General features: G+C 68.1%; 7 protein-coding genes. 3 read left to right on the top strand and 4 right to left on the bottom strand.

Annotation, left to right across the window (positions count from 1 at the left end):
- Positions 1-105: 105 nt before the first annotated feature.
- Together ACVOLJ_RS04210 and ACVOLJ_RS04205 are read left to right on the top strand one after the other, a co-directional pair.
- Positions 106-1,290: a substrate-binding domain-containing protein gene (locus ACVOLJ_RS04210; RefSeq protein ID WP_475278949.1), complete on the top strand. Its 1,185-nt coding sequence runs from the start codon at positions 106-108 to the stop codon at positions 1,288-1,290.
- Positions 1,291-1,480: 190 nt separating this feature from the next.
- On the top strand, positions 1,481-13,864 hold the full coding sequence (locus ACVOLJ_RS04205) for a filamentous haemagglutinin family protein (protein WP_481563537.1): 12,384 nt from the start codon (positions 1,481-1,483) through the stop codon (positions 13,862-13,864).
- A gap of 509 nt (positions 13,865-14,373) precedes the next feature.
- Here the strand turns inward: ACVOLJ_RS04205 and ACVOLJ_RS04200 are convergent.
- From ACVOLJ_RS04200 to gspH, 3 genes are read right to left on the bottom strand one after another with little or no spacing between them, the layout of a single operon-like run.
- A complete protein-coding gene (locus ACVOLJ_RS04200) occupies positions 14,374-14,988 on the bottom strand; it encodes a prepilin-type N-terminal cleavage/methylation domain-containing protein (protein ID WP_481563536.1) in 615 nt (204 codons plus the stop codon).
- On the bottom strand, positions 14,985-15,335 hold the full coding sequence (gene gspI, locus ACVOLJ_RS04195) for a type II secretion system minor pseudopilin GspI (RefSeq protein WP_481563535.1): 351 nt from the start codon (positions 15,333-15,335) through the stop codon (positions 14,985-14,987). The genes ACVOLJ_RS04200 and gspI overlap by 4 nt, the downstream gene beginning before the upstream one ends.
- An 8-nt stretch (positions 15,336-15,343) precedes the next feature.
- Positions 15,344-15,790 carry a type II secretion system minor pseudopilin GspH gene (gene gspH, locus ACVOLJ_RS04190; RefSeq protein ID WP_481563534.1) on the bottom strand — a complete coding sequence of 149 codons (447 nt, stop codon included), beginning with the start codon at positions 15,788-15,790 and terminating at the stop codon, positions 15,344-15,346.
- Between the two features lie 115 nt (positions 15,791-15,905).
- On the opposite strand from gspH, the gene ACVOLJ_RS04185 reads away from it, so the two are divergent.
- Complete coding sequence (locus ACVOLJ_RS04185; protein ID WP_481563533.1) at positions 15,906-16,370, top strand: hypothetical protein; 465 nt, start codon at positions 15,906-15,908, stop codon at positions 16,368-16,370.
- 90 nt (positions 16,371-16,460) lie between these two features.
- Here ACVOLJ_RS04185 and ACVOLJ_RS04180 read toward each other — a convergent pair whose 3' ends face one another.
- Entirely contained in the window at positions 16,461-16,796 is a 336-nt protein-coding gene (locus ACVOLJ_RS04180) for a hypothetical protein (RefSeq protein ID WP_481563532.1), read from the bottom strand.
- Between the last annotated feature and the right edge of the window lie 25 nt (positions 16,797-16,821).

The raw sequence follows: 16,821 nt of genomic DNA, 5'->3' as shown, positions 1-16,821 counted from the left end.
CACGTCGCCGCAGAGTGGGCTGGGAGGCCCTCGGCGGCAGCAGGCGTGTAGTGACCGTTCCTCCCTTGGTGTTTCCCTTCGCAGTAAACCCTTCAGGAGAAGATCATGAACAAGTACAAGACCCTGGCCGCGCTGGTTGCCACCGCGCTGCTCGCCACCGCTGGCGCCGCTTCGGCCCAGCAGGCCCTCGTCAACGGTGGCGGCGCGTCGCTGCCGGCCGATCTGTACAAGGGTTCGACCGACAGCATCCTGCCGGCCAACTTCAGCTACGCCGTGACCGGTTCGGGCACCGGCAAGAAGGCCTTCCTGGAAAACAAGATCGCGCTGTTCATCCCGACCGGCACCGGCAACGTGCATTTCGCCGGCAGCGACTCGGTGCTGAGCCAGACCGAGATCGACACCTACAACACCACCTACAACAGCGCCAGCTCGACCACCAAGTTCGGCCCGCTGCTGCAGCTGCCGTCGGTGGCCACCTCGGTCACCCTCCCGTTCAACAAGTCGGGTTCGGCTGTTGACCTGACCGTGGCCCAGGCTTGCGGCATCTTCTCGGGCAAGATCACCGACTGGTCGAGCATCGACACCGGCCGCAGCGGTCCGATCGAGGTCGTCTACCGTGGCGAGAGCAGCGGCACCAGCGAACTGCTGACCCGCTTCCTGGCCAATGCCTGCCAGCCGGCTGATGTCTCGGGTACCAGCCTGAAGCTGACCAACGGCGTGCCGGCCTTCTCGGTGCAGTCGACCTTCGCCAACCTGTTCACCACCGTGCCGTCGAACTTCATCGCCGCCCCGGCCACCGGCGGCACCTCGCTGTACAACGCCGTGTACGCCGTTGATGGCCGCGTCGGCTATGTCGGCCCGGACGTGATCCCGAACCTGCAGGACGCAACCAAGGTCGCCAAGCTGAAGGGCTATTCGCCGGATGAAGTGAGCGTTGCCGCCACCCTGAACACCATCGCGCCGCCGTCCAACGCTGCCGACATCGCCAACCCGGCCAAGTGGGTCCCGGTGTTCACCAACCCGTCGGCCGGTTACCCGATCGCCGGCTACACCAACCTGGTGTTCGGCCAGTGCTACCGCACCGCGCTGCCGCGTACCGCCGTGCGCAACTTCCTGGAAGCGCACTACAACCTCGGCGCTGCCGGCAACAACGATGCCGCCGTGCGTGCACACGGTTTCATCCCGCTGACCAAGGTCTGGCGTGAAGCGATTGCCAACAACCTGGTGGCCGCTTCGGCCCCCAACGGTCTGAGCAATGCCAACACCTGCACCACCGGCGTCGGCCGCTGATCCTGCGGTAACGCTGAAATGGGGCGCCGCCCGCGAGGTCGGCGCCTTTTTCGTTCTGGTGCTTCCACGCACCGCTTCTTGATGTCGGCTTCACGCTTCGAGCCCCGTCTAACAAGGGCGGGGCGCATATCGCCCCATCCATCAGACAGTGCTGCGGCCACGGCCGCCCAATCAGGTTGACGAGGTCCCGATGTCGCACCCGCTCACGACCGCTTCCCGCCCGTCGCTGGCTCGCCGCAACCATCCAATGGCCTGGGCCGTTGCGGTCGCGCTGGGTACGGTGGTGGCACCGCCCAGCCAGGCCCAGCAGGCATTCAGCCCAGGCTGGTTCGCTGATCGCGGCGCGGCCCAGGGTGCGGCGACGCAGAGCGGTCGGATGCCCAATGGCGTGCCGATCCAGTTTCAGCTGCCGGCCCAGCAGCAGGACGCCGCGCGCCAGAAGCTGCAGCAGTCCATCGACAACCTCGGGACGGCGGCGCAGGCCATTGCGCTGCAACAGCGGCTGCAGGAACAGGCCCGGCAGGCGCGCCGGGAGGCCGGTTTCATCGTGGCCGACGGCCTGGGCAAGGACGGCCTGAAGGTCGATGAGAATCCGCTGACCCGCGGCTGGCTGAACGCGCGCGAGGCAAGCCAGTTGCAGGGCGGTGATGGCCGCATCCAGGTCAGCATCGAGCAGACCGCCGACAAGGCGATCCTGAACTGGGAGACCTTCAACATCGGCGGCAACACCACGCTCACCTTCCAGCAGAATCCGGATTGGGCGGTGTTGAACCGGGTCAACGACCCCAATGCCCGGCCCAGCCAGATCCTCGGCCAGCTGAAGGCCGCTGGCTCCGTATTCGTGGCCAACCGCAACGGCGTGGTATTCGGCAACAACAGCCAGGTCAACGTCCGCAACCTGGTCGCTGCCGCTGCCCGCATCAGTGATGGCCAGTTCCGTGACAACGGTCTGTTCAGTGCCGACAGCAACACCGCCGCACTGACCGAAGCCTTCGGCGCGGTGATGGTCGAGCGGGGTGCGCGCATCATCACCCACGAACCGGGAAGCGCGACGCGTGGCGGCGGCTACGTTCTGCTGGCCGGCAGCAGCGTGGAAAACGCCGGGCAGATCGAGACCCGCAAGGGCCAGACGCAGCTGGCGGCGGGCGACAGTTTCGTGATCCGTCGCGGCGTCGGCACCGCGCAGAACACTGCTTCGACCACGGCAGGCAACGAGATCGCGCCGCGCTTCGTGCAGGGCAGCGGCGCGGGCGAGGTACGCAACAGCGGTCTGATCCAGGCGCGCGAGGGCGACATCACGCTGGCCGGCCGCAAGGTCGAGCAGGCCGGTGTTGCAGTCGCCACCACCACGCTGAGCCAGCGCGGCACCATCCATCTGCTCAACGCGCTCAGCGATCGCCAGGGCCAGGTAACCCTTGAATCCGGCGCGACCACCGCAGTGCTGATCGAAGACGATGGCAAGAGCGCGGTGCTGGACAGCCAGCGCGAGGCGTTGATCAAGGCATCGGCCGAGCAGGACCTGCTGCGTGCGGCAAGCAGTGCAGGGACGTTCGACAACCTCTCGCGGCTGCAGGACCGCCGCGACCAGTCGCGCGTGGAGATCGTTTCCGGTGTCGACATCAACTTCAAGGATGGCTCGTTGACTCTCGCGACCGGTGGCCAGGTGGTCAGCGACGCAGCGCGACGCAGCTACGTGGGCAACGCGGCACGGGTCGATGTCTCCGGCGCAGTCGGTGTACGCGTAGCGATGGAAAGCAACAACGTGCAGGTGAAGGTGCAGGGCAACGAGCTGCGCGATTCGCCTGACAACCGTGACAGCGGCACGCTGATCAGCAGCGAGGTCTGGATCGATCGTCGCGAGCTGCAGCGCGTGGCCGCCGGTACCGGCGGACATGCGGCCGAGCGCTGGTATGCCGGTGGTGGCCTGCTCGAAGTGGGCGGCTATCTGGACAACCAGCGCCACTCGATCGGCGAATGGGCGGCACAGGGCGGCACCGTGCAGCTGTCCGGCACCGAGGTGGTGACCCACGGCGGTTCCAGGATCAACCTGGCCGGTGGCAGCCTGGATGTGCAGTCCGGCGTGATCAAGCAGAGCTGGCTGCGCGGCACCGATGGGCGGCTGTATCGCCTGGACGATGCGCCGGCGGAGCAGCAGTACGCCGGCCTGTACAAGGGCTTCGAGGTCGAGCATCAGCGCTGGGGCGTCAATGAGGCCTTCCGCAATCCGCTGGTGGCGCCGGGCGAACGGGTCGACAACGGTTACACCGTTGGGCGTGATGCCGGCCGGCTGGTGATCTCCGCACCGACAGCGGTGCTGCAGGGTGACATCAATACGCAGGTGTTCCAGGGCGCACAGCAGGCCAAAGCGCCCGACCTGGGCAAGGATGGCTACGCGCAGGCACAGACAGCGGTGGCGCGCAACGCACAGCTGTGGCTGGGTCGCTATGACAGCGCAGGACGCAACGCGGTCTTCGATACCCAGGTGCGGATCGGGGAGGGCGCGTTGCCTGCGGCCGACTGGACGCTGCAGGCGCCCGTATCGGCACAGCAGCGCAACAGTGTGTGGCTGGATGCGGGTCGCCTGAGCGAACAGCAATGGGGACGCATCGACCTGGCCACCGCCGGCAGCATCGCCCTTGATGGCACGCTGCGCCTGCAGGATGGCGGACAGCTGGTGCTGACCGGCAGCGACGTCCGTCTCGGCGGTGACATCGCCATTGCCGGTGGCCAGTTGCAGGCCGGCAATCTGTTGGCCGTGGCGGGCAATCCCGTGGTTCCGCTGCTGCAGGCCGGACGTGGGCGGGTCGAGATCACCGATGGTGCACGTATCGACCTTGCCGGCCGCTGGAGCAATCTGTTGCTGGACCCTGGCGCGGCGCAGGGCCAGGCGTGGAGCGACGGCGGTCGCCTGCAGCTGGAGAACAGCCAAGATGTGGTGGTCGGGCGTGGCAGCGAATTGATCGTTGATGCGGGCGGTCGCGTCGATGGCGCGGGCAAGGCGCGTATCGGCAAGGGCGGCAGCGTGAGCCTGCAGGCCAATAGTCTGGACACCGGCAGAGGGGATGCCGGCCGACTGTCGTTGGCCGAGGATGCGCGCATCAGTGCGCTGGGCCAGGGCAGCGGCAGCCTGTCGTTGACGGATGGCGGGAATATCCGCATCGGTGGCGATGGTCAGGTCGACGACGTGCTGACGTTGCGCGGCGCGCTGTTCGGCAGTGGCTTCAGCAAGTACGACATCAATGCGCACAAAGGCCTGGAAGTGGCCGATGATGCGCAGGTCGAGGTGGTCATGCCGGGCCTGCGCCTGGCCAGCGACGCGGTGAAAGCAGTCACTCGCGAGGAAGCCGTTCAGGTATGGCTGGCCCCGCTCTACAGCGCCGACCCGTTGAGTGGCCGCATCAGCCAGCGGGCCGGCGCAGGCCTGTTGCTGCGTTCGCAGTTCGGCAGTCGCGGCGGCGATCTCCGCATCGGCACAGGCGCCAGCGTGCAGGTGGACCCGGTACAGTCCATTGAACTGCGGGGTGGGGGCAACCTTACCGTGGAAGGGCGCCTGCATGCGGCCGGTGGCCGGATCCGGCTCGACGACGTACGCACAGCGCTTGATCTGTTTGATGGGCAGCCCAACAGCCGTACCTTCCGGATCGCGGACGGCGCAGAGCTGGATGTCAGCGGTGATGCCTTCAGCGCGGAAGATGCAGTGGGCAGGCTGCGTGGGCTGACGCGCAAGGGTGGCAGCATCGAGATCGGCGGCGCGCTGGATTGGGAAGGCGCCGGTGAAGTGAGTGATCGTCCGCTGGATGCCTTCATCGTGATCGAGCGCGGCGCACGGCTGCGCGCCGACGGCAGCTCGGCAGCGCTTCACATCGACGGCCTGGGCACGCAGCAGGTGGACAGCGAGGGTGGCCAGATCGTTCTGCGTTCGGCCAATGCGCTCTACCTGCACGGTGACATGCAGGCCGCTGCGGGCGGTGCCGGCGCGCGTGGCGGTACCCTTGGCATCGCCTTCGGTGGTGGCATCTACGCAAAGGGTTCCAGCACCGACGTGCAGACGCCCCGTGTCCTGGCGCTGAGCCAGCAGCGCGTTGCAGCACCGGCGGCTACGGTACCGACGTATGGTGATGCACAGCTGTCGGTCGAGCAGATCCGCGACGGAGGGTTCGACAATCTGTCGTTGTTCGCGGCGGTTCGCAGCGAGGGGGACATCGATCTGCGGATGGGCCAGAGCCTGCGCCTGTCCGGCTCGATCGGCCTGCTGCCGGGTGCTGCACCGGCAAGCACCATCGCCGTGCACGCGCCCTATATGAAACTGGCCAATCCACTGTGGTCGGCGATCAGCGGCAATGACCTGGAGACCAGTGCCGGGGCGCCGCTGGCAACCGGGCTTCAGCATCGGTTACGCGCCGACGCGCAGTTGATCGACATCCGCGACCGTGTGGCGCTGGATGGATTTGACGACGTTGCCCTGAATAGCAGCGGTGACGTGCGCTTCCTGAAGGGGGCATCCAGCACCGGTGCGCTGGATGCCGATCTGCTGGCGGCCAATCGGCTGGAAATCACTGCCGCGCAACTGTATCCGGTAACCGGTGCAACGGCGCGGATTGGCGTCGGTTTCGCAACGGGCACGCTTTCCAGGGACATGATCTGGACCGATCCGACCGGCGTGCTGCGCATCAACGGTCTGGGTGGCGCCACACCTGCGGCCCCGCTTTCGGCGATGGGCAGCCTGATGCTGGCCGCAGCGACCGTGGAGCAGGGCGGTGTGGTTCGCGCGCCGATGGGCAGTATTGCCCTGGGCGGCACCGACAGGAACAACCAGATGGCGTCCACGGTGTCGTTCCTGCCGGGGAGCCTGACCTCGACCAGCGGTGCGGGGCTGAGCCTGCCCTACGGTGGCACGGTGGATGGCATCCAATGGCGGCGTGACGGTGCAGCCATTGCCCCACGCAATGTGGGCGGTGGTGCGCTGCCGGTCGGCATCGGAGTGATCAGCAGCCAGACCGACGTGGCGCGCGGCGCCGTGCTGGACATGAACGGTGGCGGCGAGCTGACCGGTGCCGCGTTCGTCAGCGGCCGTGGTGGTTCGGTGGACATCCTGCGCCACACCCTTGCCGAAGCCAATCCGCGCTATGGGTTCAGCCAGGCTGGTAGTGAGGTCTATGCGATCCTGCCAGGCTACACCGGCAACGCGGCGCCGCAGGGCCTCTCCGACGGCACCGTCGATCCAGCCGTGGGCCAGCAGATTGTCGTGCCAGCCGGCGTGCCGGGCCTGGCGGCAGGCACCTACACGCTGTTGCCAGCCAGTTTCGCGCTGCAATCTGGCGCGTTCCGGGTCGAGGTCGGGGCGAGCTCTACGACCGGTTCTGCTACGCCGCTGCCCACTGGGACGGGCTCCTGGCGCGTGGCAGGTCACCGCAGCGACGGTCTGGTCGAGGCGGTCTCGCCGCTGCTGACCGACCTGCTGCTGACCCCGGCGGCGAACGTGCGGCGCCATTCGGGATACAACGAAACCAGCTACAACGCGTTCACCGCCGCCAGCGCGCAGCGCCTCGGCCTGCCGCGCGGCTGGCAGACGGTCGACGCCGGCATGCTGCGCTTTGAACTGGGCAACGGCGCCGGGCGCCAGGGAACGTCCGCGCTGCGCGTCGAAGGCGAGGCCCGCTTCCAGGCCGCCGCCGGCGGCACCGGCACCGGCGGCAGCGTGGAGGTCACGCGCGTCAACCAGGTCGGCTCGCTCGAGATCATTGCCGCGGGCGGCAAGGCCGACACGCGCCTGGATGGGTCAACGATCGAAGCCGATGCACTCAACGCATTGCATCCTTCGCGACTGGTCGTCAACGCGCGGGTGCGCTCGACGGCGCAGTCCGTCATCGATGTGGCCGGCGTTGGCCAGGACGTGGTGCTGCGCAGCGGCGCTGTCCTGCGCGCGCCGGAAGTGCTGATCGGCGCGGTGGCCGGTGGTAGCGGCATCGTGGTTGAAGCGGGGGCGGCCATCGACACGCTCGGTCTGGGTACCGCCGGGCTGCCCTCCAGCCTCGGTTACGTCTACCAGGTGGGAGGAGCGCTGCTTGCCGTTTCCAATGATCGCCCCGAGCTTCTGGGGCTGGCGGTCGGAACCGACGGCTCGAACGTGAACATCGATATTGGTGGATGCGGTCCGAGCGCGAGCTGTGCCGGCCAGGCCCGCCTGGTGTCCGAGGGCAGCATCAACGTGACCACCAATGGCCAGTTGCAGCTGCGCGAGGGGGCTTCCTATGGCACCCGCGAACTGGCGCTGGGGGTGGGCAACATCAATCTGGGCTCGGCCGAGGCGATTGCGCGGGCAGCGGCGGTTGCCGCATTGCCGCCGGGCATGACGTTGAACCAGCAGGTGCTGGGCGACCTGCTGCGCGGCAATACCGCCACCGGCGCGCCGGCGCTGGATACGCTGCGCCTGAATGCCAGCGAGGCGATCAATGTGTTCGGCAGCGTGGACCTGGACACCCGCGATGCGGCAACCGGCAAGCCCGCGCTGCGCAATCTGGTGCTGGGTACACCGGCGATCCACGGTTACGGCGACAGCAGTGACCGCGCGCGCATCTTTGCCGCGGACCTGACCTGGGCCGGCCAACTGGGCAGCGCATCGGCACTCGGCAGCACCCAGACGCCGCCGGTCGCACCGGGCATTGCCGCTCGGCTGGGCAGTGGGCAGCTGGACATCATCACCGACACCCTGCGTCTGGCGCCTTCGCCACGCTCGCAGCCGTTGCCGGAGGTGGTTGCCGGGCGCCAGGTGCTGGGCTTTGCCGGCGTCAACCTGCAGGCGGCGCGCGAACTGGTGTTCGCTGGGAATGGCGCGCTGCAGGTCCATCAGCGCCAGGGCGATTATGTGGCCGGCAAGGGCTGGACGTTCACCGGCGGCAATCTGGATATCCAGTCGCCGTTGATCACCGGTGCGGCCGGCGCGAAGCTGTCGGTGAAGGCCGGGGGCACGCTTGCTGCGCACGGGGCAGGCGCGGGCGCAGCCGCCGATGCGCTGGGCGCCGAGCTCGACCTGCGCGCCAGTGACATCGTGCTCGACACACGTTTCGCCCTGGCCTCGGGCAGGTTGGTGGCCAACGCCGATCATTCCGTGCGGTTGGGCAGCAAGGCCGATCTGGACCTTTCCGGACGCAAGGTCAGCCTGTTCGACGTCGACAACTACAGCTGGGGTGGCGATGTCGAGCTGACCGCTGCCGATGGCAGCGTGCTGGCCGACGCTGCATCGCGGATCGATGTTTCGGCACGCAACAACCGGGCCGGGCGACTGACCGTCACCGCACTCGGTGCCAGCAACGGCCGTGTCGACTTGGCCGGGCGGATCCTCGGCCAGGCCAGCGGACGCCACGACGTCAGTGGCAGCCAGGTGCCCTATGACAGTGGCGAACTTGTGCTGCGCGCACAGCAACTGCAGGATTTCAGCGGGCTGAACCAACGCCTGACCCGTGATGGCGTGACCGGCGCTCGCAGCTTCCAGATCAAGCAGGGCGATCTGCTGATCGGCGATGAAGTGAAGGCACGCAAGGTCGACATCAGCGTCGATGGCGGAGCGCTGCGGGTAAACGGCCGCATCGACGCCAGTGGTGAGCAGGTGGGCAGCATTCGCCTTGCGGCGCGCGACGACCTGCAGGTGGATGGCACCCTGGACGCGCACGCCACCGCGCTGCGCGTGGACAGCTACGGCAGCATCATCGACAGTCCGAACCGCGCCATCGTCGAACTGGAGAGTCGCAGCGGAACGCTGGCATTGGGGCGCACGGCCAGGGTCGATCTGCGCAGCGGTACCGATGTGGTGGTTGGCAGCGCTGCTGGTCAGAACGATGGACGCGCGCGCGGCACGCTGGTACTGAACATGCCGCGCACCGGCGGCGGAGATGCATCCATCCGCACCGATGCCGGGTTGCAGGTGCTGGGAGCACGCGACATCTTCGCCACCGGCGTGCGCCGCTATGAAGATGCGCCGCTGGCGACCACGCCGGATGTGAACGGCCATCGTTCGCAGATGGTGACGCAGGCCTGGCTGGACAGCGTCGTCGATCCGGACAGCGTGGCCTGGATGAATGCCGCGCTTGGCAATGGCGATCTGTCCGCGCGCCTGACGGCCTTGGGCAGCGTGCGCCTGCGACCGGGCGTGGAAATCGTCGGCGTGCCCTCGGCAGCCAACCCCGACGGCGACCTGACCGTCAGTGGCGATCTGGACCTGTCCGGCTACCGCTATGGGCCACAGGCCAATCGTACCGATCCGGCACGGCGCGGCTTCGGTGAGGCCGGTGCGCTACGGCTGCGCGCTGCCGGCGATCTGCATGTCTACGGCAGCATCAACGATGGATTCGCGCCACCGCCCCTGACCCCGGATGACGCGGGTTGGCAGTTGTTCGAGGGCAGCGATCCCACCGTGGGCGTCACCCCGTTCGGCGGCGACATCGTGGTGCCCGGTGATGGCGTGGTGCTGGATATCGGCTCGCGCTTCCCGGCCAGCTCGGTGCTGAACTACCCCATCCAGGTGCAGGGTACCAAGCTTCCTGCCGGTACCACGCTGCCGGTGGAGATGACACTGACCCAAGCCCTGCAGTTGCCCGCAGGCACGGTGCTGTCAGCGGCGGTGACACTGGACAACGGCCAGGTGCACGCGGCCGGAACCGTGCTTGCACAGGCGCTGTCGGTCCCGGCGGGCGCGCGCCTTGCCGCGGGCTTCCAGTTGCGCAGTGCAGCCGACGTCGCCGCACACACCTGGCCGGCCGGGGTGCCGCTGCCCACCGAGCTGCGGCTGGCGGCAAGCACGCCGCTGCCGCGTGGCGCACTGATTCCGTCGATGGCCCTGGTCAAGCTTCCAGGTGGCACGCCGGTGAAGCTGCGCCCTACCGACAGCGATGGGCGGCAGGGACGCAACTGGGCGCTGGCGCAGATGCTGCCCGAGGGCACCACCTCATGGGATCTCTACCTGGTCGCAGGCGCCGACACCGAGTCCGCCGATCCCCGCACGCGCCGATTCGGTGCCAGTGGTGACCTGACGCTGTCCGACACGCATTACGGTGTGATCCGCGATGCGCTGAAGCAGAACAAGTTCGTGCGCGAACGATTGGTGACCGCCGCGGGTGCGCTGCGCGAGAACGTGGATAGCAGCTGGGTCGGCAAGACGGCCAAGGCACTGGCCGAGCACCTGGGCAAGAGCGAGGATGCGCTGTGTGCTGCCGGCGGAAGCTGCGCGAACGCGCCGTATCTGTTCACCAGGCTTGGCGCCGAGGATCTGGCCGGTGACCCCAGTCTCGAGGGCACGCCGATCAAGGACTTTGGTGATCTGCCTTGGGTCGGCATGAGCGAGGAGGAGCTGTGCAATCCACCTGAGGCTGGCTACTGCGTCATGCCGGGTGAGATGCGCGAGGTCACAACGATGGGGCCGCCGCGGCATGGCACACCGTTGTGGAGCGTGCTGCGTACCGGCACCGGTGACCTGCAGCTGGCAGCCGCGCGGGACGTGCAGATGCGTTCGGTGTTCGGCGTGTATACGGCCGGCACGCCCACGTCGCTCGGCAACGGGCACGATGCGCGCTTCCAGACTGCGCGCAGCCCGTTGGGAGCCCGCGACGCGCTGCTGGGCCTTCAGCAGTCGACCGGCGATTATGACGCGGCGCTGGCCGCCTACCAGGCGTGGTACCCCGATCATGGCGGCAACCTGAGCGTGAGCGCGGGCCGCGATGTCACTGGTGCAACCTGGGGCAGCACGTCCGCGTCCGGTGCGACCAGCATCTCGGCCAATACCTTCAGCGGCGCGACCGGCGGCTGGCTGTGGCGGCAGGGCACCGGAACCGCCGCCGGTGTCGAGCCGGTGGCCACCAGCTGGTGGATCAACTTCGGGACCTACGCCGCCTTCAATACCGCCGACATCCGGGAAAGCCCGAGAATGGTCGGCTTCACCGGTCTTGGCACATTGGGAGGTGGCAATCTGGAGGTCGAGGCCGGTCGCCATGGCGGCGTGACAGCGGCCAAGGGTGAAGCACTCGGCGTTCTCGGTGGTACCCGCTACTCGACCGCGATCAATGCGGCAGTCGGGGCCACCGGCCGCGTTGATGATGGCCGCCTGGTGCAGACCGGTGGCGGCGATCTGCGCTTGCGCTTTGCCGGCGCCTTGAATCCGTTGTTGGCAGCGACGTCGATCAACCTGACCGAGAACGACCAGACCCCGCAGCTCAACGGCACACTGGTCAATCTGCGTGGCCATCTTGGCATCGACGCTGCGCGGATTGGTGGCAGCGTCGTGCGCGCCAACGACTATCAGACCATCAGCAGTGGGCTGCGTGCGATGGACCCGTTCCGCGCCAGCACCAGCGCTGCGATGGGCGGTCCGCTGCTGGTGCTGGGCGATGCGGTCGCAGACCTGCAGGCCCGCGGGGACGTTGTCCTTTCCAGTGCCGCAGATGGCGGCCGTGTCCGCCAATACAACGCGTTCGAGGCCCGGGCCGACGATGGTTCGCGGTTGCAGGGTGTTACCGGATTCTCGCTATGGACGCCCTCCACCGCTATCAATCTGTTCTCCGCAGGTGGCGACATCGTGCCTGTGGGGCAGGCGACAACGCAGGAGGAAGCAGATGGCGGACGGGAAGGCGTCGTGGGTGGCGCCCTCTACCGGATCTATCCCTCGCGCCTGAAGGCCATCGCTGCCAGCGGTGACATCAAGCTCTCGCGTTCCGCATCCAGGGAGGTGCTGCTGACTGCCCCGGGAGCCAACAGCACACTGCAGCTGCTGGCGGGCAACTCCATCCTGGCGGCCGCCGATGCACCGATGATCAGCAGCTCGGGAGCGGATGCCCGCCTGCCGTCGCCGTTCGACCCTGCGTTCAACGGTTTTGGTGGCAGTAGCGGCAATCAGCTGCTGCGCAGCAATCTGTCCCAGGATGGCACGATGGCGCCGGCCACCGTCGAGCTCAGCGGCGGTTCGCCCTTGTTCGCGTTCGGGCCGAACCGGCCGATGCTCGGCACGCCGAGAGCCGGCGGCGGGCAGCCGAACCGCTTCTATGCCGGCAGTGGCGACATCATCGGGTTGCGCACCGGCGGTGAATGGACGCTGCGTGAGAGCCCCGGCATGACACGCACCGTCGGCATCTGGTACGACGTTTCGGCACCGGTGCAGCTACGTGCAGGCACCGACATCCTTGGCAGCGCGGTGATGGCGCTCAATACCGGCAGCACGGACATGACCGTGGTGCAGGCCGGGCGTGACATCGTGCACACCAACGTGACCGTGTTCGGCTCGGGGGATGTCGATGTCAGTGCAGGTCGCCAGCTCCGCCAGGAGGACAGCGGCAGCATTGTCTCCCGCGGTGGGCTGATCCAGGGCGACACCCGCCCGGGTGCGAGCATCGCGGTGACCGCCGGCAACCAGCACATCGCGTTCGACGCAGTGCGCGCGCATTACCTCGATCCGTCCAACCTGGCCGATCCGGCGCAGTCGCTGGCGTCGCAACCCGGCAAGGCGGCGAAGATCTACGACAAGGAGTTGAAGCAGTGGTTGCAGCAGCGCTTCGGCCTGGCCGTGGAGGGCGCCGAGGCCCTTGCAGCATTCGACCGCTTGCCGCAGGAACAGCAGCGCATCTTCCTCCGCCAGGTCTACTACGCCGAACTGCGCGAGGGTGGCCGTGAGTACACCGATCAGAACGGTCCGCGCTTCGGCTCCTACCTGCGCGGCCGCGACGCCATTGCAACATTGCTGCCGGACAAGGATGCGCGCGGTGCCACCATCGATCGCAGCGGCGATATCGTGATGTACGGTGGCTCCGGCGTACGCACCGAGGCCGGTGGCAATATCGAGCTGATGGCGCCGGGTGGGCAGATCGTGGCGGGCGTGATCGGCGAGGCACCGCCTGCGAGCGCAGGCCTGGTGACCCAGGGGCAGGGCGATATCCGCCTGTTCAGCCAGGACAGCGTGCTGCTCGGCCTGTCGCGGGTCATGACCACGTTTGGTGGCGACATCCTGGCGTGGTCGGAGCAGGGTGACATCAATGCTGGCCGCGGCTCGCGTACCACCTTGCTGTACACCCCGCCGCGCCGGCTCTACGACAACTGGGGCAATGTGCTGCTGTCGCCGCAGGCGCCGGCAACCGGTGCGGGCTTCGCGACGCTGGACCCGATTCCCGAAGTACCACCGGGCGACGTAGACCTGATCGCGCCGCTGGGCACCATCGATGCGGGCGAAGCAGGTATCCGTGTCTCGGGCAACATCAACCTGGCCGCGCTGCAGGTGCTCAACGCCGCCAACATCCAGGTGCAGGGTGAAAGCAAGGGCCTGCCGGTGCTGGCCACGGTGAACGTCAATGCGCTGGCTTCGGCCAGTGCGGCAGCGAACAGCGCCAGCCAGGCGGCACAGGACGTGATGCGCAAGAGCCAGGACGACGCACGGCGCAACCAGCCGTCGGTGATCAGCGTGCAGATTCTGGGCTTTGGCAGTGGTACCAGCAGCATCGCCCCACCGGCGCGCGGCACGACCGCCAACAACGGCTACGACGCCAACAGCGCGTTCCAGTTCCCGCAGGCGAGCAGGGACGAAGGCACGCAGCGCCGCTAGGCATTGCACGCCCCGGTAGGTGCCGACCTTGGTCGGCACGCATTGCCCGATGCAGCGCATCGGGCTGCAACATCGGGCCAGCCGCCAGGGAACGGTGGCGGCCCCAGCCAGGACGGCACGGAGGGCAGGGAGCGGCCATCAGCGGTGAGGACCACCGACACAGCGCCGCCGGGTGCAGGAGAGCACCCGGCGGCAGGAGGGCAGTAGATCCACGCCCTGCGTGGATGCCCTGGGCACACACCAGAGCAGGTTCGGGGCTGGATCCCCGCCATCACCAGCGCAGGCCCAGCAGTAGATCCACGCCATGCGTGGATGCCCGGGGCACCCACCAGAGCAGGTTCGAGGCTGGATCCCCGCCATCACCAGCGCAGGCCCAGCAGCAGATCCACGCCATGCGTGGATGCCCGGGGCACCCACCAGAGCAGGCTCGGGGCTGGATCCCCGCCATCACCAGCGTAGGCTCAGCAGTAGATCCACGCCATGCGTGGATGGGTTGCCGGGAAAACGCTCTAAAGCTCCAACACGCGCCGGTAACTCAACGGCCCACGGCCATCGCGCAGTCCCAACCGAAGTTCCAGCCCGGTGGCCGGCAACACCTCGCCGTCGCTCGGCAGCACCGCCCATCCTGCACCGGGCTGCCATGCGCGCACATCAAACCGCTGCACGTCACGTGCCACCACGATGCCCTTTGACTGCTCCGGCGCCGGCAACGGGTACCGGTCCGTGGCCGCGCCACTGGCCCGCCACAGCGTGCTGCCCTGGCGCCACCAGCGCACCCGCTGCCAGCGCAACCCATCGCTGCCCACGCTGCGGGTGATCTCCAGCGCGAAGCTGCCATCCGGGTGGCGCTCGCTCACCAGCGAGGGTGGCAGCAAGCGCTGCGGCCTGTTCGCCGGACGCACCGCGCCATTCATCAGGGCATCATCCGCGCGCATCTCGATATCACGCTGAAACTGCTGCAGCACGCGCAGCGCGGTCGTGGTTTCGGCATCGGCCTGGCGCAGGCGCTGGTCGCTGCTGGCTACGCTGTCCAGCGCACGCCAGCAGATCAGTGCCAGTACGCCCATGATGGTGATCGCGATCATCACCTCGATCAGGGTGAAGCCGCGCATCGCGCGCTTCATGGCGCGGCCGTCCACGGCAGCTGCATCCGCGCCAGCGACTGCCGCGGTGCTTCCTCGGCGACCACGCTCAGTTCCAGCTGCGGCTGGCCGTCGCTGCCCGTGCCCAGGTGCTGCAGCACCAGGAAGCGGGCGCGTCCCTGCACACAGCGTTGCCGCGCATCCTGGGGTGCCTGCCCGGCCAAACGAAGCTCCTGCCAGCGGTCCTGCGCGCACATCAGCGCCAGGCGACGGTCGCGCAGCCGGGACTGATCGTCGGTAGCCACCGCCACCGAGCGCATCACCGCCGCCAGCGCAATCGATACGATCGCCAGCGCGATCAGCACTTCGATCAGGGTGAATCCGCGCATGTTCCGCTTCACTGCACGACCTGCAATTGTCCGCTGCCATCATCACGAAGGCGCAGTGTGCGGCCCTCCAGCGACAGCCCCAGCTCCCACGCGGTACCGATCCACTCCGGGCTCAGTTCGATGGCGTTGGCAGGCAGTACCTTGATGCCCGTGGTCTGCCACCGCTGCGGCCGCAACAGGTCGTCGCGCTGTACGGTCACCCATTGGCCACCCTCGCGGCGGCTGAAACGATAGCCGCTGGCGTCGGCTTGCCAGCGGATGCTGCGGCCGTCGATGCGGGCCTCGTCGCGCGCCACCTGCAGGCGCTGCGCCAGCCGCTCGGCTTCCTGCCGCAGCTGACGGCCCGGGTCGAGCAGGCTGCCCAGGCCCAGGCCGATGCCGGCCGTGCAGATGCCGATGATCACCAGCACCACCATCAGTTCGATCAGGGTGAAGCCGCGTGGAATGCGTTGCATCGACATCGCCTCCTGTCCTTGCCGATGGCTGCCAGCGTAAGCGCCGTTGATGAAACAAAAGCGTCAGCGTCGCCTGCTAGCGTGGTGGCACACGAACGTGTCGACGGTGCGGAACATGGATGGCAGGCGCTGGGATCGCAATCGGATGTTGACCCTGCTGGCGGCAACGCTGCTGCTGGCGGTGGCGGCCTGGTGGGGCATGACCCTTTTCGGCCCGATACCCTCGGTGGTCGCCCGTGAGGCGCCGGCGGATGCGCCTGGGCTGCCCGCGTTCGGCCCCGCGGCGAGCCAGCCGCTGGTACGGCTGCTTTCACCCGGTGCGGTGCAGACCGAAGTGGCCGTGCTGGGTGTGATGGCCGGCGACCATGCGCCACTGGCCCTGCTCTCGGTGGATGGCCGCCCGGCGCAGGCCTACGCCCCCGGCCAGCGGTTGGGACCATCCACGGTGTTGGCCGCCATCAGTGCCAGCACGGTGGAGCTGCAGCAGGCCGGACAGTTGCGCAGCCTGCCGGTGCCCGCGCTGCCGCCGGTGCCGACCGACGGCATCGTGCCTGCGGCCTCGCGCGGTGGCGCTCTGTAGCGCCGAGCCCACGCCCGGCTGCTCCTGCGTGGCCCCGCCGATGAGTGCAACGACAGCCGATCCTGGCCCCGGCGCTACAGGTGCTCAGGTTCAGCGTGCCGGGCGCTGCGGCACCACCGAGCGGCCGAAGGCATCGCCCATGCGTTGGCGCGTGCCTTCCAGGTTGTACTGCATCCGCTGGTTGCCGGGCTGCCGCATCAGCCGTTCGGCCTCGGGCAGCGCCGGTGGGTTGGCCGATTTCGCCGCCGGCGCCAGCCTGAGCTGCAGGCATTCCCAGGCCGGAATCCGTTCGCCGTTGACCTGCACTTCAATACACGGCGCAGCGTCTTCCTGCGCTTTTTGTTCGCCGGCCCGCACCGTTGGCAACGCCAGCAGCACGGCGAAGGCAAGGGCAGGGCATCGCCATGCGATCAACGCTCGGTTCATTCCGGATCTCCTGCCACAACAATGG

It is taken from the genome of Stenotrophomonas sp. STEN046 (assembly GCF_056759755.1).
The sequence above is the reverse complement of the archived record's forward strand: the minus strand, read 5'-3'. Positions and strand labels throughout refer to the sequence as shown.